The organism is Nostoc sp. LEGE 12447 (assembly GCF_015206985.1).
Lineage (GTDB): Bacteria > Cyanobacteriota > Cyanobacteriia > Cyanobacteriales > Nostocaceae > Nostoc.
Genome location: NZ_JADEXT010000005.1, coordinates 157177 through 179521 on the forward strand (window position 1 = coordinate 157177; position 22345 = coordinate 179521).

The following is a 22345-nucleotide window of genomic DNA, read 5'->3' on the forward strand; positions in this document are numbered from 1 at the left end:
TTAATTACTCTTTAAGAAAACTCTTCGCGTCAGAACGAATGCTGTGGGTTGTTAATTAATTATGAACCTGATCCGTCTTCTATTGCGTACTTCTTCTTTTCAGCTCTGTATTGAAGTCCTTCTACCTAATTTTAGTGAAGAACTGCCCCCTATTCAATGGTTTATAGATATTGCTCATGGTAGATTTAATGGCTTTCAGCATAAACCTGGAGAAGGTACATTTGGTAGAACTGATGTGTCACATAGAACGAGAATTTTAACGTTTATTTTCTAAAAAAATATTTTAAATAAAGGTTCGTGACAAAATTAGTATGTTGTAAATATCTTATATTATTCTCTGACCAAAGTAATAGAAGAAGGATATATTTAGTTCGGTGAATCACCATTATTTAGCTAAAATCTTAGGAGTGTCATCAATTTCGATAGCACCCCTAAATTATGATAGAACTTTTACATAATGTTTTCTCTACTAGCAAGTTTATTCCCCACGGACATTGCTACCTCTGGAAACCAGGGTTGGTGTGGTTGCATCTGGTTTCAGATGTACTAACTGGACTTGCTTATTATTCAATCCCAGTTATGCTAGTTTACTTTGTCCGTAAACGGCGAGATGTGCCTTTCGGCTGGATATTTCTGATGTTTGGCACATTCATTGTTGCTTGTGGCACAACCCATTTGATGGATGTGTGGACGCTTTGGTATCCTACCTATTGGCTATCAGGGTTACTCAAAGCTATTACCGCTTTTGTCTCTGTATTGACGGCTATAGAGCTTGTGCCATTAATACCCAAGGCACTGGCCCTACCAAGTCCTGCTCAACTAGAGAAGGAAATTGCTGAACGCATACTAACTGAGGAGGTGTTGAGGGAAAGTAAACAACGCTGGCAATTAGCTTTGCGCGGCAATAATGATGGAATTTGGGACTGGAATGTTAAAACCAATGAAATATTCTTCTCGGCCCGTTGGAAGAAAATGCTTGGTTATGAAGACCACGAAATTTCTAACCATTTAGATGAAAGGATGAAACGAGTACATCCAGATGATCTGGATTGGGTAACACAAGCAGTCCAAGATCACTTTTCTCAGAAAACACCGTTTTACACTACTGAGCATCGAGTTTTATGTAAAGACGGCACTTACAAATGGATTTTGGATCGAGGTCAAGCACTGTGGGATGAAGATGGTAATGTAGTGCGGATGGCTGGGTCACATACCGATATTACTGAGCGTAAGCAAGCAGAGGAGGCAGTAAGTAGTCTACTTAATCAACTAGAAAATATGGTGGAGGAACGAACAGCACAGTTAACAAGAATTAATCAATCACTACAGACAGAAATTACTGAGCGTCAGCGAATAGAAGAAGCATTACGAGAAAGTGAAGAACGATTCCGTGCTACATTTCATCAAGCTGCTGTTGGCATCGCCCATGTAGCAATAGATGGAAGGTGGTTGTTAGTTAATCAGAGGCTTTGCAATATTCTTGGTTACACACCCGAAGAACTACAGTTGCTAACTTTTCAAGATATTACTCACCCAGATGATATTAATGCCGACCTAAAATATTTTTACCAGATTTTAGCAAATGATATTCAAACTTACTCAATAGAAAAGCGCTATTTTTGTAAGGATAGCTCCATAGTTTGGGTTAATCTCACCGTCTCTTTAATGCGCGAACCTAGTGGGGAGCCAAGATATTTTATTTATGTAGTAGAAGATATTAGCGAACGGCAAGCTGCCCTACGCGATCGCAAGCAGTGGGAGGAGCAAATGCAAGCATCACTCTTAGAAAAAGAGGTGTTATTAAAAGAAATTTATCATCGGGTCAAAAATAATTTACAGGTTATTTCCAGTCTGCTAAGTTTGCAATCTGCTTATATTAAAGACAAACACGATTTGGTAATATTCCAACAAAGCCAACAACGGATTGCATCAATGGCTCTAGTTCACGAAAAATTGTATGAGTCTCAGGACTTGGCAAAGGTTAATTTTGGTGAATATATTCGAGATTTAGTAGTAAGTTTATTTACTGCATACGAAGTCAATGAAGATGCGATTGCTCTGGTACTAAATATAGACAAACACGTTTTTCTCGGATTGGATACGGCAATTCCTTGTAGCTTAATTATCCATGAGCTTGTATCTAATTCCTTGAAATATGCATTTCCCGTAGGTAGGAATGGTACGATTTATATAGAAATTAACCAAAATCAAGAGCGGCAAGTTACACTTGTAGTCAGTGATGACGGAATTGGTTTACCACCAAACTTTAATTTCCAAAAACTAGCTTCTTTAGGCTGGCAATTAGTGGATGCTTTAACCAATCAACTTTCCGGAAATATCAATATCCAAGGTGATATGGGTGTGAAGTGTCAGGTGACATTTACATTAATATAACAAACTAAAATATGACATCTGCAAAAATATTAGTTGTGGAAGATGAAGCTATTGTTGCGAAAGATTTACAATATCGACTTATAAAATTTGGTTATACAGTTCCTGTAATTGCTTCTTCAGGACAAGAAGCAATTAACAAAGCCGTAGAAATATCCCCAGATTTAGTGTTAATGGATATTAAATTAAAAGGTTCGATGGATGGGATAGAAGCTGCACAAGAAATTCATAAGCATTTGGATATTCCAGTAATTTACTTAACGGCTTATGCAGATGATAAAACATTAGCAAGAGCCAAGATAACTGAACCATTTGGCTATCTACTCAAACCTTTTAAAGAAAGAGAACTACAAACAAATATTGAAATAACTCTCACTAAACACGGTTTAGAAAGGCAATTAAAAGTAAGTAAAAAATGGTTGGATGCACTTTTAAAAAGTATAGGCGATGGTGTGATTGCTAGCGATTTGCAAGAATTGGTAACTTTCATGAATCCGGTTGCTGAAAATCTGACTGGATGGAAACAGGAAGAAGCTTATGGCAGAAGTTCATCAGAAGTATTCAATATTGCTAATGCAGATACTCATAACTCTATTGAAAGTCCGATCGTAAAAGTCCTTCAAGATGGCATTATCGTCAGCCTCCCAGCAGAAACTATTCTGATGACTAGAGAGGGTGGAGAAATACCAATTGATGACAGCGCTGCACCAATTAAAGATGATAAAGATAATATAATAGGTGCTGTGTTAGTGTTTCGAGATATTACTGAGCGCAAACGAGCGATTGAGGCGCGTCAAAGGCAAATTGAGCAAGAGAAACTTGTGTTGCAATGGGAAGAGATAAATCAACTCAAAAATGACTTTCTAAATTTAGTTTCTCACGAACTGCGATCGCCTCTGAGTAATATGAAGCTAATGATTCAAATGATACAATTGTCTACTGATACAGATGAAGCTCAACGTTATCTAGAACTGATGGAAGGCGAGTGCGATCGCGAGTTAGGATTAATTAACGATCTACTTGACTTACAACGGCTAGAAAGCTCATCTTATCCAGTTATCACACCAGATGCGTTGCTCTTACAGCAGTTCTTAACTTGGATAATTGAGCCATTTCAAATCCGTGTTCAACAACATCAGCAAACTCTAAAGTTAAATCTGCCTTCAAATCTCCCGCCCTTGCTCTCAGATGGCATAAGCTTAGAACGAATCTTAATAGAATTGCTTAATAATGCCTGTAAATACACACCTGCGGGTGGTGAAATTATCCTAAGTGTAAGTCACAATTCCTTGGAAACGCCTGCAAAAACTATTATTACTACCAGTAATTCCGCAGAAATTTCAGAAATAGAGTTACCACGAATCTTTGAAAAATTTTATCGCATCCCCAATGCAGATATCTGGAATCAAGGTGGTTCTGGATTAGGTTTAGCTATAGTAAAAAAATTAGTCGAACAATTGCAAGGAAACATTCAAGTAGAAAGCGGTAACGGATGGACAACATTTACCCTTACATTAACTGATTTATTATAGGTCTTTGGCTTCTCTTAAAATTTTCTAATTTTTATCTTACACATCAATTATTAGAGCTGTATAGATAGATGTACTTCTCTAATAACTGATGTTGTAAATATTTTTGTAAATGGTATGAGATAATTAAAGCAAATTATTAAATCTAGAAAAATGGCATTAACTATATCTTCCACACCCCAAGGGTTTAGTGCATTTATTACTAATTTAGGAATACGAGATACAACTGATGATTTTGTATTTATTAAATCAGAAGTTCCTTGTGTTGCTGATGGAGTCTTCACTCAAAGTCTTTTTGCCGGGCCAAGTGTTACTATTAGCCGCGACAACTTAAAAGATTCACAAGTACAAGGAATTGTCGTTATATCTAAAAATGCAAATGTCGCTAATGGTGCTGTTGGCATTGCTGATGCCCAAGAAGTTTTAGAATTAGTTGCAACGGAAACTGGAATTGCTGCACATAATATGGTGATAGCTTCTACAGGCGTAATTGGCAGGCGTTATCCAATTGAAAAAATTCGAGCAGGTTTATTAGGATTGGGGAAAAAATTGACTCCTGCTGATTTTAATGCCGCAGCCCGTGGTATTATGACCACCGATACAGTATCAAAACTAGCTACACGGCAAATAGGAAATGCCAAGCTGGTAGGAATTGCCAAAGGTGTTGGCATGATTGAGCCTAATATGGCTACTCTCTTAACTTTCTTCTTTACTGATGCAGCAATTTCTGCAAATAGCCTTCGTTCTATTTTTCGCTCTACTATAGATAAAACCTTTAACTGCTTGAGTGTAGACACTGACACTTCTACTAGTGACTCCGCCGTGATTTTAGCTAATGGAATAGCCGGTGAAGTTTCAGAAGTAGATTTTGCCAGTGCATTGCAAGAAGTTGCACAAGAATTGGTGCTGAAAATTGCCAGAGATGCAGAAGGTGCCACCAAAATTATTGAGGTGACTGTAGATTCAGCTATTAACTATGTACAAGCGAAAAAAGTAGCTAAAGCAATTGTCAATTCACCATTAGTAAAAACCGCCGTCTATGGGGCAGATCCGAATTGGGGACGAGTTGCGATGGCTATAGGTAAATGTGAAAATGAACAGCAGATCAATCCAGAACGAGTTGTTATTAGTTTTGATGACGTGAAAGTTTATCCTAGTAGTTTAACTAATGAAAATCTGGAACAATTGCGGCAAATTATGTCCAAAGACAAAGTAGATATTCATGTTAGCCTCAATATTGGCGAAGCTTCTGCAACTGTATGGGGTTGCGATCTTTCAGAGGGTTATATAGAAATTAATGGCAAATACTCAACTTGATTAACAAGAAGAGACGCGAAATTGCACTGGGCTTCAAACCGCTACGCTAATGTCTTGTTGCGTTAACGCGTCTCTACATATAGGAATTCGATTTGATTTTTGTTCGCGTGGGCAGGAAAGAGGTAAGAGGCAATAGGAAAGAAGGCTTTTTGAGTTGTACGGAGTTTTTTCAAAAATCAAATATGAGTCCTATAGCTTTGATAGATACTACACAAATTTGCAATAGCTGGGGTTGAAGCCTCAGCAACACAGCATAGCTGCCTTCTTCATCGGTAATATTCTGAACCTCACCTTGCTATCAGGGAGAGAAACTTTGGCATCAGCCAAAAGTGGGATTATGTGCTTTCGGACATGATATCAGTCAGAAGTGTAGAGATGAATAAATGGCGGAGGGACATTAAGAGGTAATTGCTTTGTCAAAAAAGTTGACGCAGGTAGTTGTTGTGTAATATAGTGTGTTACACAAGTAATGAGTTAGATTAAAAAAACTTCCTAGCCAGTACATCACGGTGAAAATAAAATTACCATTTGTATACAAGTAGTTGATATTACAAGAAAAATTTTAAAATCTCATATTTAACACAAATAGCTCTATTAACGCTGCATAACTAAACAAATATGGATTTTGACTATTTTAGAAGCAATGAAGGCACTCCTACAAATAATACCCGCCAAAGCTTGCTTGCTAGTGGGTGGCGACCCTTTAACCGAGAGTTAGATTGGGGTTTTTTATGGCAACTGTTGTGTAGTGACTCCCGCGAATTAACTCAAAAAAGTTTGAATTTAGCGAGTAATGTTGCTGATATTTTGGGGCGAAATAATTATGCTTGGTGGGCTAATTTATTAAATATTGTATCTGATAATACCCGCTACGAAGTTGAAAAATTTTGGAATTACATTACACCAGATCCTCAATCACCAGATCATCGCTACAAAGATGTTTTGAGTACGGAAACGCCTATCGTCCAATTTGTCAGTCGTAGTAGCATTCCCATTGATTATGTTCTTAACCGACTGCAAGAAATTACTGTACTGCGAGTTTTGGGTGTGTTGGGTAATCCTGACATTATTACTCAGTATTATTCAGAAAGAGATTTTTATTTTCCTATAGATAGATTTGTTAGCTGGGAACGCTTAGATGTGATTAATACTGTTTATGCTTACTGGGCAAAGCATGACGTTTGGTTGCAAATTGATCCCTACGATCGCGGGCGGCGACAATATAGTTTAATGGCGAGAAATCTTGCCCCACTAATTAACAAGGCGACTTACGACTTAGCAGTTATGCTAAGTGGATATCAAAGTCGTGTAGGTAAAGTTCACAGCCAATTTCCCATTCGCACATTTCCGGCAGATATCCAACAGTTTACTGATGCTGTACAGCAAGCGATTCTGAATCAAAACCAGTTAGCGGTTGTTGTACATGGGAAACCAGGTACTGGTAAAACAGTCTGGACACAAGCTGTAGCAAAAGAAATTCTTGTACCTTTAGGGTATGTAATTTTTATTTTAGATCATGATGCGATCGCTAATTTTGTCCCCCCAACTTACATAGAACGTATTTGTATCGTGATTAACGAAGCTGATAATCTAGCGCAAAACCGCGCTTCTGAGGTAGCGCAATACAATAACAAAACCGAACACATTCTCAGTTTGCTGGATGGTACTTTGTATCAAAGTGTCATTGATGAGTCTGGTATCCAGATGCAGCAACGATTAGTTGTCTTGATGACTTGTAACACTACTGAAAGATTAGATCCGGCCATGTTACGTAAGGGCAGGGTGGATTTAATATATGAGTTTACGCAACTATTTGTATGAGGGAGGCAGGAGGCAGAAGGCAGGAGGAATACTACTTTTCTTGTTAAACTACACTACTCCCGACTCCCGTTCGGCAGAAGCCTACAACCCATATCAGTTGTAATCTAAATGAAAATTGCTGTAAATCGACTTTCACCAAAGTTTCACCTGTTTTTGGGATACAAGCTGATGCTGCTTGCGCCAAGCTTGGGGAGGTAAACCGTGATGTTGGCGAAACTGACGAGAAAAATGAGACACATCTTGATAACCTAATGCTTTGGCAATCTTCTCGATAGTCTGATTATCATTTTGGAGTAAAAAACGAGCGCCTGCCATTCGGCGTTTGACAATCCAGCAGTTTACAGTCTCTCCCGTTTGCCTTGCGACTCGGTTAGTTAAGTAAGCAGGTGAGTAACCAACAGCAACAGCCACATCACACAAAGTAATTCCTTGATGATAATGGGCTTCGATAAAGTCGAAAACTTCTTTTAATTGAGGAATGCTGGGAAATATTGACTTAGAAGGAATTGTGGGTTCTTCAGGTGCGATCGCATTTGGAGTATTATCTATAAATACTGATTTTGGAGCTTTCTCAAATTTCATAGCGCACCAGTATTGCAGAGTAGCTTGCTTTTGTAGTCGGATAGCGATCGCTCTGAGCAATTCGTCTAGTGTCGAGGGTTTGGTAAGATAGTCATCTGCTCCCAATTCCATAGCTTTGCGAACATCTGCTTTGTTACTACTCCCAGTCAGAAAAATAAAAGGAATAATTGCAGTAACAGGATCTTGGCGTAGCGTATTTAAAACGCTATAACCATCCATATCGGGCATCGTGATATCGCAAATCACTAAGTCGGGTATACACTCTTGTGCTTGTTGGATACCAGCAAGACCGTTGTTAGCACTGATTGTATCAAAACCTTTAGCCTTAAGACCTTTTAAATAAAGATCGCGGGTAACATGATCATCTTCAATGACGAGAATTTTATTTGATGATTCGTACATAATTTTTTATTACCATAACTTTTAACAGAAGCTGGTTAATATTAAACCGTGGCGGAATTTTGCCTAGTTTAGTTGGATTTACGCCGTGCTGTACTCAACTTTTTTGGGAGTATGGAAATAGGCATAAGCTTAATGACTTCGTTCCGAGAGTTGTGATTGTTAAGTTGTTAATTAATAACTAATCTTGATTTCAACATTCATAACTCGGAACTACTAAACTCTGACTTGATTAATGCCAACGTCACAGTAAACGTAGTGCCCACACCAAGTTGACTTTCCACAGATACTTGACCATGATGTAAGTCTACTAGGGTTTTAAGAATTGACAGTCCTAGTCCAGTGCCAGGTATGTGATCGATATTAGTTCCACGGTAAAATGGTTCAAATATTCGTTGTTGATCTAGCGCTGAAATACCAATACCTCTATCTTCGACCTGGAAAATTAATTGCTCATTTTCGCAAAAAAGTCTCAAATCAACTGTCATACCAGAGGGAGAATATTTTATTGCATTATCGAGCAAATTTTTTAAAATCGGCTCTAACAGTTTTTTGTCTATGCGGGCTGTTAGAGAATTTTCTTGAGTGACAAAATTAATCGGAATTTTACTAATGCTCATCTGCATTTCTGCAACTAAGTCATTACAGAAATCAACTAACTCAAGTGGCTTTGGCTCATAGTTTATTTTTGCTGCTTCTGCCTTAGAGAAGAATAAAATATCATCCAACATCTGACCAAGTTGTTCTGTAGCTTTTTGAATGTGATCCAGCAGTGGTTGGATTTTCTTCTGTGTACGTTTGTCTACTTCTTCCTTTAATAAACTATTAGAAAATGAAACAATATTCAACGGTGTACGGAATTGATGGCAAACCATAGAAAGAAAACGCGCTCTAAGTTCGCTAAGTTGTTTTGCTTGTTCTAAAGCTTGGTTAAGACCTAATTCTGCATATTTGTAATCGGTAATATCAATGCCTGCAATCATTTCTACTGGTTTTCCACCAAAATCTAGTACTCCATCTAGCATTACAACCGCACAAGCTAGCCATCGCTCCGTACCGCTTTTTGTCAGAATATTCATCTCCTGGTATTCAAAGTTAGTTGCTTCACTGTGCTTACGTACCTGTCTGCGTCTTTTGCTTTTAATCAGTCGACGAATATCAAAACCCGTTAACAGTTCTTCTTTTGTGTAACCAGTCAGTTGCTCTACTGCTGGATTTATGTAGCAAAGCCGCGTACCTTGAATTAGAAAAGTGCTGGTATCTGTTGTCTCGGCTAAAGTCCGAAATCTAACTGCGTTTAGCCGCAATGCTTCTTCAGTCTGTTTCGATTCAGTAATGTCCCAAATACTCCAGACTCTACCAATAATTTTGCCATCTAACAAGTGAGGCTTAGAGTAGTGTGCAAAAACTCTCCCATCTTTCAATTCCAAAATATCGTAGCTCTCAAAATCAGATTGGCTAGACACTTCCCAAATTAGTCGATTAAAGGCTTGTGGATCTTTTAGTTGATTCTCAAAAAAGGCTTTGCATCGAGGACATTTCTTAGATAATATTAGGGACTCCGGGATCTGCCACATATCCGCAAATTTCTGATTTAAGCTCAGAATATCTCCCTCAGAATTAACTGCAACAATACCAATGGCAGTAGATTCGAGAGTAGAACGAAGCAAAGAAAGAGATGCTTCTAGTTCTATTTCTTTTGATTTGAGTTGAGAAAATTCTTGCTGCAAATTGTCTTTGGCATCCCTTAATTCATCAGTCCACTTTTGCACGCTCAATTCTACTATTTCATCACTTATTTCCCGAGCAAAAGCACAGCCAAATTCTATATCTTGTTGTTTTATATAGCTAATGGATATTTCTACCAGAAAGATCCGTCCTCCTTTTGTGCGGTAGCGAGATTTAAAGGTAAGAGAACCTTCTGAGTAAATATTTGACCAGTTGTGTAGAGAAAAATCTACGTCTATATCTTGCAACCTCATGGAAAGTAATTCCTCACGGGAATACTCAGTCATCTGGCAAGTGGCATCGTTGACGTAGAGAAATTGGGCGTTTTCTCCTAAACAAAAGGCAGCATCTACAGCTTGATTTATTAGAAAGTGAGCAAACTTCATTTCTATTTCTGGCTGTAGTGGCCATTGAGTGTTTGATTTAGCTAATCTATAATCGCCAGAATTCATATCCCTACTTGCTCCTGGTAATTAATCAGCACCATAGCCATTAATGAGTAGATAGTCATAACTAACTAAAAACTCTGGTGCAGTGTTAGGCAGTTAAAAAATAAAATTAGTTAGTAAATTAAAAATATTACTAACTTAAGTTAACAAAACTTATCATACCAATAAAAAGGTAATAATTTAACCAATTTCTCCTAAAAAATTAAATATTTAATTTGAAATTTATTATTGACTTAAACAAATTTTGATGAATGCAAGAAATAGACAAATCAAATCTAGATTAGTCAATACATCCTACTAACTAAGAGTTTAAAATTGTCAATCTATAATTAGAAAATATATTTTAAATTTATAGTAATACTACTTTTCGTAATTCGCAATTCCCGTTAACTAAGGATTTTAAACTTTTAAAATGCGTGGCTTATTTTAGCTAAACTGTACTAATACAGGACTACGGAAATTTGTGTACCTTTAACAAGTAAAGAGATGTAGCCTGCACCATAGCTAAGGAATGGTTTACCAACCCAAAGTTACTGGGTTTCGACTGGTAAACGGTTAAATGAGAAAAATTTTTGTTCCTTCCCCTTCCCGAGGGAAAGGAGTTTGACCAAATACTACTGTAGAGTCGTTTGATTATCAACATAAATGAATTTACCGGGCTTGGCTAGGCTTGAATTAAAAGATTTTAACTCATTAGTTCATTTTCTTAATTTATCTTAACTTACTCTATCAGGGATTTAACTATAGAAGAATATGCTTAGTCATCCGTCGCAAGAAATACATTTACAAAACACAAACACGTAGAAGTTTGCGTATAATTTTATATTTAATTTTTAATAAAAAAAAACGTCATCCGTCAAAAGAAATACAAATGAACTAAAAAACACGTATAAATTTGCGTATAAGGTTGTGTTTGTTTTATCAAAAAGTAACATTTTACGGAAAATCTATGTAACTATTGATAAATCGCCAGAGGCTAGAAAGGGAGTTTTAAAGGGGTTTAGGCTTAAATTCCTAATCTCTTTTCTCAAGGAATACATACTCAACGCTTAGTCATCTCTCACAGGATATATAAAAAGTGAAGTAACTATGTCTTTATCGTTACAAATTATTGACTCGATGAGTTTTTGATGGCAATATAAAGACCGCTAAACCGTTGTAGCTCGGCTTATGCTACAAAGCAAATTCAAGAGTTAATACGAAAGACAGGCAGTTGCCAATTTGCAAGCACCTGGGCAAAAAAGTAAAAGAATTGTCATCTTTATCAAAAGATTTTCTATTGTAAATTTGGTCATGAAGCTCAGTAGCGATGCCTAGGGCGGGATACGCCACGCAGAATATCAATTTTTCAGAATCACTAAGTTGAAAATACCGCAATAATTATAGAAGCGAAAGAATTGCCAATTTTACCAAAAGATTTATCATTGCAGATATGCTTTTATTGTAGTAGTCAGCAGAAATTAATAACCTCTCCAGGCATTTTAATGAATAGATTGGTGTGATTAAAGACAACTATGTAAAGCTTTGTAAAAATTCTGAGAGATGCTTGAGTTAAGGTTAATTTCTTTTTTACATAGCTTTTTATCATTTAGTTTTATTCCTGCCAACCCACTTAAGTACTGTAGCTGCGAAAAATTTGACACCTTCATCAAAAGATTTTTGATTGCATATCATTTATCATCCCCTCTATTGTGTTTCTTAGAAGCACAGCCTTACTTGCTGTATGCTTTGCAAAAATTTTTTGGTAGTGCGCTCACAACCATCAATCAGTAGCAATCAACCGTTTCTACTATCGATCAAACTCGGTCATAGCTGTGATAAACAACAGAGTTGTTCGTATTAAATATTGCTAGCGCTGTGATTGTAAACTAAAAAGCCTTTGTGTAACTTTATGTAATTAAGTGAAACCATGAGTCAAAACTATACTGGTTCCAACTCTCCTCTCATCACTACTGAGCCATACAAAGAATTTCCAGCAAATAGATATGTAGAATCTTCTCGTCAGCTTGATGAATCGGAGAATAACGGGGGAACTCAGCCTTTTTTAAATGATGAAACACCAGCAACGCTTTCAGTTGCCGATGCGATCGCTCAGATGTTGGTAAATTTGGGAGTAAGCTACGCTTTTGGTGTCGCTGGTGGAGCGATGGCCAGCCTTTGGGGTGCGCTATCAAATAGCAGTATCGAGGTGTTAAACTTCCGTCATGAAGCAGGAGCAGCCTTTGCAGCCACCGAAGCATACTTTGCCAATAATCGCCCCACTGTAGTTTTTACCACAGCCGGGCCGGGGATCACTAACGCGCTGACCGGATTATTTGCAGCTCGTGGTGAAGGTGCAAAGGTGATTTTGTTGTCGGCTTGCACCTCTGCACCACAGCGTGGACGTTGGGCAATTCAAGAAACCAGCACTTATACATTGCCCAGTGGGGGAATTTTTACTTCAGGAGCGCTATTTAACTATGCAATCACTATTGAATCTGCGGCTCAACTACCGCAGATTTTCCGCAAACTTGCTTTAGCTATGGCGCAACCAGGCGGATTTGTCGCTCATCTGAGTATTCCCACCGCAGTGCAGACAAGTTTAGTTGAGGATATAGCTTTACCCCAACTAGATGTTACTCCGTTTCCGATGACTGCTTCCAAAGAAGCGATCGCTAAATCGGTAGAGTTATTATCATCTGGCCCCTTTGCTATCTGGGTTGGTTTTGGTGCGCGTGAAGCAGCAGAGGAAATCCTTGAACTCGCTGAAAAAACGGGAGCAGCCGTTATGTGTTCCCCCCGTGGTAAAGGTATCTTTCCTGAAGATCATCCCCAGTTTGTCGGTGTCACTGGTTTAGGCGGTCATGCTTCCGTCTTAACTTATATGGAACAGCAACCTCCACTACGCACACTCGTATTAGGAACCCGCCTTGGTGAACCGACTTCCTTCTGGAGTTCGGCGCTAGTTCCAAAAGAAGGTTTCATCCATGTAGATATTGACCCAGAAGTGCCAGGTGTAGCCTATCCACACATTGAAACTTTCGCAGTTCGCTCTGATATCAAAGCTTTTGTGGAAGAGTTATTGGAGCAATTACCAGATGCTCCTCGTTCCACAACTTTGTCGCTACCTCATCCAGAACGCAAAGCAATTGAACCTGCACCAGACGTAGATTATCCAGTGCGGCCAGAAGTATTGATGGCAGCAATTCAAAAGATAATTGTTGAAGGTAGCGATGCAGTAGTAATGGCGGAGTGTGGTAACTCCTTTACTTGGTCAACCCATCTACTCCAATTTACCGAGACCAATCGTTATCGAGTCAGCACCGGAGTCGGCGCAATGGGTCACGCCGTTACAGGAGTGTTGGGTGCAGCACTAGCAAACAATAGCAAAGCTGTAGGGATTGTCGGCGATGGAGCAATGCTGATGAATAACGAAATCAGCACAGCCGTGAAATACAAAATTCCAGCGATTTGGATTGTCCTCAACGATGCGCGTTACAACATGTGCCATCAAGGGATGAAAATCTTGGGATTAAAAGGCGCAGATGCCACACTTCCACCGACAAACTTCGCCATGATTGCTCGTGGGATGGGAGCAGAAGCGATCGTGGTTGTTAGAGAGTCGGATATTGAAGCGGCATTAGAACAAGCGATCGCATCATCTGTTCCCTTTCTTATTGATGTAGTCATTGACGCTGACCGACCAGCACCTTCTGGTGGACGGAATAAGAGTTTAGCAGCACAAGGAATTAAATCAAGTCCAGCTAAAAATGGAGCCAAGCAAGTTTCATTCCCAATGGTTTGATTTTGCTGGCAACGCTCGATTTTTTTCTAACGAACCGCAAAGCACGCATTCGCGTAGCGTCTCGTAGAGAAGGACGCAAAGGAAAAGACTAAGTAATTTCATGGTGGAAGAGAACAAAACACGGCAGCATCACAATCTTTCAAAAATTCACGACACTGATGCAAAAACCCTTTACAACTCTCTTACCTTCGCGCTCTTTGCGCCCTTTGTGGTTCGTTATCTTATTCCAGCAACTACATTCACCAAAACTGGAACTTCAAATATTTACTTTCTAACTTCACTCAATCTTAATATTCCAGCCTGCTTTTGTGTCTATATCTTTACATTTTGTAATGCTAATTACTTTCTCTAACCAATACCAAACAATATCGAGGGGTCAAGATGCTGCTATTTGAAACTGTTAGAGAAATGGGTCACGAACAAGTTCTTTTTTGTCATGGTAAAAATCCCGAAATTAAGGCAATTATTGCCATCCATGACACGACCCTGGGCCCAGCAATGGGAGCTACAAGACTCATGCCTTATGTCAACGAAGAAGCTGCTTTAAAAGATGCACTTCGTCTCAGTCGGGGGATGACTTATAAAGCTGCTTGTGCAAATATTCCGGCTGGTGGTGGCAAAGCAGTTATTATTGCTAATCCTGAAAATAAAACAGATGATTTGTTGAGAGCTTACGGACGTTTTGTTAACAGCCTCAATGGGCGTTTTATTACTGGACAAGATGTCAATATTACCCCTGATGATGTCCGAACAATCAGCCAAGAAACTAACCATGTTGTTGGAGTCTCAGAAAAATCTGGTGGGCCTGCTCCCATTACATCATTAGGAGTTTTTCTAGGAATTAAAGCTGCTGTAAAGTCTCGTTGGCAGAGCGAAAGACTTGATGGCATGAAAGTTGCAGTTCAAGGCTTAGGTAATGTCGGCAAAAATCTCTGTCGCCACTTACACGAGCATGATGTTAAGCTTTTTGTGAGCGACATAGATCCAGCCAAAACGGAAGAAGCAAAACGGCTTTTTGGTGCAACTGTTGTAGAACTAACCGAAATTTATAGTCTTGATGTAGATATTTTTTCCCCTTGCGCTCTTGGAGGAATTCTTAACAGTCATACAATTCCTTTTCTACAAGCTCAGATTATTGCTGGTGCAGCTAATAATCAATTAGAAAATGAGCAATTACATGGTCAAATGCTCACAAATAAAGGGATTCTGTACAGCCCAGATTATGTAATTAATGCTGGAGGTCTAATCAACGTTTACAACGAAATGATTGGTTATGACGAAGAAAAAGCTTTCAAACAAGTGCATAACATTTATGACACGCTATTAGCAATTTTTGATATTGCCAAAGTTCAGGGAGTTACTACCAATGATGCTGCTAAACGATTAGCAGAAGACCGCATCAAGAATAGTAAGCCCAGCAAGTCTAAAGCGATCGCAGCTTAATTATTATTATCTTAAGGAGTGAGAAGTGGAAAAAAATACTTTTGCAACATCAGCTTACATTGCTACTTCACCGGAGAGTGCATTTGAATATCTTTGTAGTTTAAAAAATCTGGATGAATGGACGCTTTATAGCCGGATGAAAGAGCAAATTGATGAAGATACCTGGCTCGGAACTGCATCGGGTTATCACAAAAATCTCTATTATCACGTTAAAAAGCTCCAAAATCCGCTTTTCTACGGCATTGAATGGCACTGTGGATTAGAGTACCAAAAATATTTTCAAGTTTATCCTGTTTTGCTGTTTCCCACTGACTACATTGAGCCGGGAACAGATGAAAAAGGTGTATATTTTCACTGGTTGAGCTTTGTCGATCCCAAACGGCAGACTCAGATGATTATGCAGGGGATTCATACAGTCCATACTTCTGAATGTCGTTCTCTCAAAGGTAATTTGGAACGAAAAGCTGGTCTGACCTCAGCAGCTAAAGGAAGCCACTTTATCGATACTGACACCATTTATGTTGATGCTCCAATTGAAATCGGTGTTGAATACTTAAAAGACTTACAAAATATAGATGAGTGGGCACATCTGTTACGGCCAAATGGTGATATTACTTCTGAATCAGGTGAATTTAAAGATGAATATGACCAAAAGGTAAAAGTTTCGGTGCGAGTTCATTCTTTGAGTAAATACTACTTACTTGAACAAGAATACTTTTATCCAGAATACGAATATTATCAGCGTTCTGTCGCGTTACTTATTCCAACCGCTTATGCTTTCGCTGACCCCGAAGCTTCTGGTTTCATCCTGCATCGAATCACATTTTGGAAAACAGATGGAACTGTTAGCCACGGCAAACTTCAAATTGAAGACTTTGGCGCTGAGAGCATGAACATCAAACGTTTACTCGAAGCAAAGGCTGGCAACCTCAAATCATTTGATCGAGGAATGAGCTATCTGCCAAAAATTCAAGAGGATTTAGTCATCAGTCATTAGTCATTGGTCAAATAACAAATGACTAATGACTAATGACAAAGAACAAAATATGAACCTGAAGCTATTCACTATTACTATCCTCACTTTTTGTGTTGCCGCTTTTTCTGGAATGAAAGCTGCGTCAGCCGCATCCTTTTCAGTAATCGCCGACGGTTTATATAATGCCGGCGGACTGAGCTTTAGTCCTGATGGTAATCTCTATGTTACAGAGGCGGGAATAGGGGGAAGTGGCGCTTGCGTTCCACCAGCAAGTGGTCAAGGCGATTCTCTATGCTATGGCACAAGTGGAGCAGTTACCAAAATTGAGAATGGTAAGACCGAACGCATACTTACAGGACTTCCTTCCTTAGCATTACCAGATGGCACTGGAGCCGCAGGCCCTCGTGATATTAAATTTGATGCTACAGGTAAACCTTATGTTCTGATTGGATATGCGGCTAATCCGGCTTTTCGCGATCGCAATTTAGGTTACACTGACCTCGGCAAAATCATCACTCCCGACTTTAAAACCAATTCGTGGACGAGTGTTGCCGATTTAGCTAACTATGAACTCGCCAACAATCCTGATGGTGGTGAGGTTGGTAGCAATCCCTTGGGTTTTGTCATAGATGGCAATAAGTTAGTTGCAGTTGATGCAGGTGCAAACGACGTACTCAGTGTTAACACTGATGGCAGTAATTTGCAGGCGATAGTTGCGTTTCCCCAAGACATATTAACGAATCCAGTCTTTCCACCCTCTGGTACACCATCCAATGAACCTGCACAGGTGCCATCTCAAGGTGAAGAGGTGCGACCATCGCAGTTTGCAACCCAAGCAGTACCTTCAAGCGTCGCAAAAGGCCCCGATGGTGCTTATTACGTCAGCCAATTTACTGGTTTTCCCTTCCCTGAAGGTGGGGCAAAAATCTATCGAGTTGGTGCTGATGGTTTACCAACAGTCTTCGCCGATGGTTTTACCCAACTCACCGACTTGGAATTTGATACTGAAGGCAATTTATATGCTTTGCAGTACGCCAATCAGTCAGCTTGGAAGGGTGATTTTGATGGTTCTGTCATCAAAATAGCTGCCGATGGTACTCGCACAACTCTGCTAAGTGGCAATGGATTAGAGTCACCTAGCGCCTTGACTATTGGTTCAGATGGTGCGGTATACGTTACAAACCGAGGCGATCGCCCTGGATTTGGACAAGTTCTCAAAATTGAGAATACCAAATCTATTCCTGAACCTGATTCTATTTTAGGCGTATTAGCGATCGGTGCTTTGGGCATTGCTTGGTTGCACAAAAAGAGAAACTACTAAACCTCCCATAAATGGAGTTGTGGCGCTCAAGTAAAGAGTTTCAAACCAATCCTACGTTCCTCAAAGACTGGGATTAGTCATCTTTTAATAACCATAAAGTTTTCCACTTATTTAATTCTCAATCTCCAAAGGTATGAAACTCAAATCATTTGCTCTTACATCTTTGACATTTTGTTTTGCTGCTATTTGTGGAACGCCATCTGTACAAGCTGCAACGCTAACGACAATTGTTAATGGAATCAGTAATGCACGGGCTGTTAGCTTTGGCCCTGACAGCAGTCTCTACGTAGCAGAGCCAGGTATCGGAGGAAACGGAAATTGCCAACCATCTCCGAGTACCTTGTTTCAGCCTATCTGTGCTGGTAATAGTGGTTCGCTGGTCAAAGTTGCATCAGACGGCACCACACAGCGTCTATTCAATAACTTTGAATCTATAGCAGAACAACCCAGTGGCAACCAAGGCGCTGGTATTCAAGACGTACAATTCGACTCTCAGGGGAATGCTTATCTTCTAACTGGGTTTGCCGGTTATCCAGGAAATCGTGATCTAGAATCACTTAACCTTGGTGCTAATTTCCCGATCCCAGAGCAGCAACTTGTTACTTTCCCGCCATCCACACCCGATAAAGTACTGAATACCCCGCTTTTAGCACAACTTTTCAAAGCTGACTTGAATACCGGAAAGCTGGAAAGTATTTTCGACTTCGGCAAGTATGAAATCACTAATAACCCAGACGGTGGGGATGTAGTTACCAATCCCTTTGATTTGACCGTTAGTGGTGATACTGCTTATGTCATTGACGGGGGTGGAAATACCGCTTATAAAATCAAACTTGATGGAAGTGAGTCTGAGGCAATTGCAATTCCCAAGAAAGTCCTTAGTGCCTCGACATTACCACCTTTACCACCAGGACAAGAACTGCCTCCAGGGTTAGTAGAGGTACTTCCAGGAGGAAATATCGCAATTCAATCAGTACCTACAGGTGGCACGATTGGCCCCGATGGAGCCTTGTACGTTGCCGAATATTCAGGTTTTCCATATCCAGAAAATGAATCGCGGATCTTCCGCATCGGCGACGATGGGAACCCAGAGGTTTTTCTGGATGGGTTTACGCAAATCACAGACTTAACCTTTGATGAGCAAGGCAATTTGCTGGTGTTACAGTTCGGCGACGAATCCCAGTTGCAGGGTGACTTGCGGTTCCTTCCCGGTTCTCTGATTAAAGTTGCTCCAGATTTAACTCGGACAACGTTGGTTGCTGCCGGTGAAGGGTTGGAATCATCTGCTGGAATCGATATTGGCCCTGACGGGAAGATATACATCACCAAGCGCGGTGTTGGCCCCGAACTAGGTTCGGTGGTTCGAGTGGATAATGTCGTTACAGAAAGAGTTCCCGAACCTACCTCAATCTTGGGCTTATTAGCACTTGCTAGTGTAGGCGCAACTGGTGCGATCGCCAAGCGCAAACGCCAAAACAAGTTGAGTGAAGAGTTGCTAGCCAAAGCAGAGATAGTCTAATTCCTCATTACCAGCCTATTTTGTCAGATATAGCTTACAGAATAGGCTGCCGCCTCATACAGAAAGTTGCATTTCAAACAAGAGGCAGCAGCCTGAATTTTAGGGTTCCCAAACTAGGACTGGGAACGAAATTAGTCTAGGAAAGAGTATACACTCATACAACCAGGACTTCAAACTCATGGGATTAGTCAAAAATTTGTCACTTGCTATTCTCGGTACCGGATTCACCGTGTTAGCAACAGCAGCCCAAGCCAATGCTGTAACATTAACTTACGACAGAAGTATTGGTAGCCCTGGCTTCGGACCTGGAGAACTGTTTGTTCCTCAAGGGATAGCGGTGGATAGCCAAGGGAATACCCTCATAGCTAACGGACGCGGTATTAACCCAGCGGATGGTACTCCTAACTTCAACCTCGGTAACAAAATTGAAAAATTTAGTCCAACCGGTGAGTATATTGGATCAATTGGCTCCGGCGGCACAGGGCCCGGACAATTTGACGAGCCAACAACTGTAGACTTTAATCCAGTAACAGGGGATTTGTATGCAGGTGATGTTTATAACAACCGCATCAATCAATTCGATTCTCAGGGTAACTTTATTAGATCCTTTGCAAATGGAGCATTTACCCCTCTGGTAGAGGATAGATTGTTCTTTGGGCCATCTGGTGTGACATTTGACAAGGATGGCAACTTCTACGTAGGTGATTTTAACGGCGAAAGGATTCTTAAATATACATCAGACGGACAGCAACTTGGTGTCATTGGTGGTACCAGAGGCACTGCACCTGGGGAATTCCAAGGTGTAGCAGGTGTAAGAATTTCCCCAGTTAGTGGAAATATCTTTGTAGCTGACCAATATAACAACCGCGTTCAAGTACTCGATCCAACTGGTAATCCTCTGTTAGCATTTGGTTCAGCAGGTAGCGGCCCTGGACAGCTTCTTCAGCCAATTGGCATCGAAGTGGACGACCAAGAGAATGTTTATGTAGCTGATTCTATCAATAGCCGCGTCCAGGTGTTTGATAAAAACGGTAACTTCTTGACTTCCTTTGGTGAAAATGCCCGCGATGCATCAGGTAATCCGGTACCGCCTCCAGCATTAACTGGCCCTCCTTTTGGCAATCCCCTTGACCTCACTCCCGGCAGATTTAACTGGACGGGTGGCACAAGCTACAAAGATGGCAAGCTTTATGTGGGCGATTTCTTCCAAGGTCGCGTCCAAGTGCTAAACGTAGAAGACAGAAAGCAAGTACCTGAACCTGGTTCAGCATTGGGTTTAGCATTACTTGGACTTGGGGCTGCTACCGTCACATTGCGGAAGCGTGGACAACAAAAACCAGTCTTCAGTTTAGATAAAGAACTGCAAAAACAATACTGAGTTCCGATGCTTGCTTGAATAGCATTCACTCATAAGCTAGTTCGTAGCAAGGACTTTAGTCGAATGGCACTAAGAAAAGCTGAAACCTCCTTGCTGGCAGGGTGTGGGAGGTGTGGGAGGTGTGGGAGGACGGAGAAGAAGTCTTACCCCCCACACTCCCCACACTCAAAAAGCAAGTTATATCAGGGCTTTGCGATTAACAAGCGTGCCATTCGACTTTAGTCTTTATTATCTAAGGACTAAAGTGCTTACTACAAAGATCGCTTGATAGAGTACTAGTTAATGAAGAGAAATTTACAGTTTAATCCAAACTAACTTTGACAGCACTAGGTGGGCAACGCTCACCTTACGAACAAGGGAAAAACGAACACAACAAAGCCAACATTATCAAGGTGCTTCCAGGAAATTAATAGTTTATGCAAATTCTGATTTATTCATACAACTATCATCCAGAACCAATTGGTATTGCACCTTTGATGACTGAACTAGCAGAAGGGCTGGTGAAGCGAGGGCATCAAGTGCGGGTAATTACAGGTATGCCTAACTATCCTCAGCGCCAGATTTACGACGGGTATCGAGGTAAGTTATATGTTACTGAACACAAAAACGGTGTCAAAATTCAGCGTAGTTACCTGCGGATTAAGTCTAAACCTAACCTTGTAGATCGACTACTGCTAGAGTTGAGCTTTGTTTTTACAAGTTTGCCACAAGCACTCAAGGGCGAGCGACCTGATGTAATTCTCTTAACAGTACCACCGCTACTAGTTTGTTTACCTGCAACTTTGATAGGTTGGCTATACAACTGTCCAGTAGTACTGAATGTGCAAGATATCCTCCCGGAAGCTGGTGTGCGTGTTGGGCTAATTAAGAATAAGTTGATGATTAAAGCTCTAGAAGCTTTAGAAAAATTCGCTTATCGAACTGCACATACTATTAGTGTGATAGCCGATGGCTTTGTAGATAATTTAAAAAATAAAGGTGTACCTGCTAATAAAATTGCTTGCATTCCCAATTGGGTGAATTTAAATTTTATCCGCCCGTTACCGAGGGAAAATAACTCTTGGAGAGCTACTCATCAACTCGATGGTAAATTTGTAGTGCTTTATTCAGGTAATATCGCTCTTACACAAGGTTTGGAGACAGTAATAGAAGCAGCAGCCCGTTTACGTCATCTAAAAGAAATTATCTTTGTCGTAGCAGGCGAATCTCAAGCCCTCGAAAGGTTGCAAAAACATTGTCTTGCTTGTGGTGCAGATAACGTTTTACTTTTACCATTGGAAGTGCGAGAAAAACTACCGCAAATGTTAGCTGCCGCAGATGTGGGGTTGATTGTGCAAAAGCGGAATGTGATTTCCTTCAATATGCCTTCTAAAATACCACTGTTGTTAGCCAGTGGTCGCCCTATTGTGGGTTCGGTTCCCGCCCTTGGGACTGCTGCGAAAGCTATCAGACAAAGTGGTGGTGTTATCGTTGAGCCTGAGTCAGCAGATGCTTTGGCTGCGGCGGTGCTAGATTTATATCATCAGCCGGAATTAGCAGCGCAATTAGGACGTAAGGGAAGAAAGTTTGCGGTAGAAAACTATTCCTTTGAGCAAGCGCTAGACCGATATGAAGAGTTATTTGCTGATGCGATCGCCAAAAGAGCAACAAACTTGGATATTTTGCCAGAAATGAGTTCTAAAGAATCACTTGTTGATATTTGAAAATT

13 protein-coding genes and 2 pseudogenes are annotated in these 22345 nt (G+C 40.3%); 13 read left to right on the forward strand and 2 right to left on the reverse strand.

Annotation, left to right across the window (positions count from 1 at the left end):
• Positions 1-852 precede the first annotated feature (852 nt).
• The 6 genes and pseudogenes from IQ274_RS37975 to IQ274_RS08975 form a co-directional block, all read left to right on the forward strand.
• Positions 853-1245 (forward strand): annotated as a pseudogene (locus tag IQ274_RS37975) (PAS domain-containing protein); the annotation flags it as partial.
• A gap of 135 nt (positions 1246-1380) precedes the next feature.
• Positions 1381-1725, forward strand: a pseudogene (locus IQ274_RS37980) (PAS domain S-box protein); the annotation flags it as partial.
• A 42-nt stretch (positions 1726-1767) separates the two neighbouring features.
• Entirely contained in the window at positions 1768-2394 is a 627-nt protein-coding gene (locus tag IQ274_RS37985; protein ID WP_416209833.1) for a sensor histidine kinase, read from the forward strand.
• A gap of 11 nt (positions 2395-2405) precedes the next feature.
• Positions 2406-3923, forward strand: coding sequence for a response regulator (locus tag IQ274_RS08965; RefSeq protein WP_194142029.1), 1518 nt, complete (start codon positions 2406-2408; stop codon positions 3921-3923).
• A gap of 150 nt (positions 3924-4073) precedes the next feature.
• A complete protein-coding gene (argJ, locus tag IQ274_RS08970) occupies positions 4074-5237 on the forward strand; it encodes a bifunctional glutamate N-acetyltransferase/amino-acid acetyltransferase ArgJ (protein ID WP_163929776.1) in 1164 nt (387 codons plus the stop codon).
• 618 nt (positions 5238-5855) lie between these two features.
• Complete coding sequence (locus tag IQ274_RS08975; RefSeq protein ID WP_163929775.1) at positions 5856-7058, forward strand: AAA family ATPase; 1203 nt, start codon at positions 5856-5858, stop codon at positions 7056-7058.
• 132 nt (positions 7059-7190) lie between these two features.
• Here IQ274_RS08975 and IQ274_RS08980 read toward each other — a convergent pair whose 3' ends face one another.
• Both IQ274_RS08980 and IQ274_RS08985 read right to left on the reverse strand, forming a co-directional pair.
• Positions 7191-8042: a response regulator gene (locus IQ274_RS08980; RefSeq protein WP_194142030.1), complete on the reverse strand. Its 852-nt coding sequence runs from the start codon at positions 8040-8042 to the stop codon at positions 7191-7193.
• A gap of 197 nt (positions 8043-8239) precedes the next feature.
• Positions 8240-10219, reverse strand: a complete 1980-nt coding sequence (locus tag IQ274_RS08985) for a scytonemin biosynthesis sensor histidine kinase (RefSeq protein ID WP_194142031.1) — start codon at positions 10217-10219, stop codon at positions 8240-8242.
• 1906 nt (positions 10220-12125) lie between these two features.
• On the opposite strand from IQ274_RS08985, the gene scyA reads away from it, so the two are divergent.
• The 7 genes from scyA to IQ274_RS09020 all read left to right on the forward strand — a co-directional run bounded on the left by scyA (position 12126) and on the right by IQ274_RS09020 (position 22340).
• The gene (scyA, locus tag IQ274_RS08990) at positions 12126-14000 is read left to right on the forward strand and encodes a scytonemin biosynthesis protein ScyA (protein ID WP_194142032.1); all 1875 of its coding nucleotides are present in this window, start codon (positions 12126-12128) and stop codon (positions 13998-14000) included.
• Between the two features lie 381 nt (positions 14001-14381).
• Positions 14382-15443: a tryptophan dehydrogenase ScyB gene (scyB, locus tag IQ274_RS08995; protein ID WP_194142033.1), complete on the forward strand. Its 1062-nt coding sequence runs from the start codon at positions 14382-14384 to the stop codon at positions 15441-15443.
• Positions 15444-15468: 25 nt separating this feature from the next.
• The gene (gene scyC, locus IQ274_RS09000) at positions 15469-16440 is read left to right on the forward strand and encodes a scytonemin biosynthesis cyclase/decarboxylase ScyC (protein ID WP_194142034.1); all 972 of its coding nucleotides are present in this window, start codon (positions 15469-15471) and stop codon (positions 16438-16440) included.
• Positions 16441-16489: 49 nt separating this feature from the next.
• Positions 16490-17740 (forward strand): ScyD/ScyE family protein, encoded by a 1251-nt coding sequence (locus tag IQ274_RS09005; protein WP_194142077.1) that lies wholly within the window; start codon positions 16490-16492, stop codon positions 17738-17740.
• 133 nt (positions 17741-17873) lie between these two features.
• Positions 17874-19259 (forward strand): ScyD/ScyE family protein, encoded by a 1386-nt coding sequence (locus IQ274_RS09010; protein WP_194142035.1) that lies wholly within the window; start codon positions 17874-17876, stop codon positions 19257-19259.
• Between the two features lie 178 nt (positions 19260-19437).
• Complete coding sequence (gene scyF / locus IQ274_RS09015; RefSeq protein WP_194142036.1) at positions 19438-20637, forward strand: scytonemin biosynthesis PEP-CTERM protein ScyF; 1200 nt, start codon at positions 19438-19440, stop codon at positions 20635-20637.
• Positions 20638-21053: 416 nt separating this feature from the next.
• A complete protein-coding gene (locus tag IQ274_RS09020; RefSeq protein ID WP_194142037.1) occupies positions 21054-22340 on the forward strand; it encodes a glycosyltransferase family 4 protein in 1287 nt (428 codons plus the stop codon).
• Positions 22341-22345 lie beyond the last annotated feature (5 nt).

Coding starts and splice junctions, on each gene's coding strand:
- IQ274_RS37985 (WP_416209833.1), top strand. CDS start 1,768: ATGCAAGCATCACTCTTAGAAAAAGAGGTGTTATTAAAAGAAATTTAT.
- IQ274_RS08985 (WP_194142031.1), bottom strand. CDS start 10,219: ATGAATTCTGGCGATTATAGATTAGCTAAATCAAACACTCAATGGCCA.
- IQ274_RS09010 (WP_194142035.1), top strand. CDS start 17,874: ATGAAACTCAAATCATTTGCTCTTACATCTTTGACATTTTGTTTTGCT.
- IQ274_RS09020 (WP_194142037.1), top strand. CDS start 21,054: ATGCAAATTCTGATTTATTCATACAACTATCATCCAGAACCAATTGGT.
- scyF (WP_194142036.1), top strand. CDS start 19,438: ATGGGATTAGTCAAAAATTTGTCACTTGCTATTCTCGGTACCGGATTC.
- IQ274_RS08980 (WP_194142030.1), bottom strand. CDS start 8,042: ATGTACGAATCATCAAATAAAATTCTCGTCATTGAAGATGATCATGTT.
- IQ274_RS09005 (WP_194142077.1), top strand. CDS start 16,490: ATGAACCTGAAGCTATTCACTATTACTATCCTCACTTTTTGTGTTGCC.
- IQ274_RS08975 (WP_163929775.1), top strand. CDS start 5,856: ATGGATTTTGACTATTTTAGAAGCAATGAAGGCACTCCTACAAATAAT.
- IQ274_RS08965 (WP_194142029.1), top strand. CDS start 2,406: ATGACATCTGCAAAAATATTAGTTGTGGAAGATGAAGCTATTGTTGCG.
- argJ (WP_163929776.1), top strand. CDS start 4,074: ATGGCATTAACTATATCTTCCACACCCCAAGGGTTTAGTGCATTTATT.
- scyA (WP_194142032.1), top strand. CDS start 12,126: ATGAGTCAAAACTATACTGGTTCCAACTCTCCTCTCATCACTACTGAG.
- scyB (WP_194142033.1), top strand. CDS start 14,382: ATGCTGCTATTTGAAACTGTTAGAGAAATGGGTCACGAACAAGTTCTT.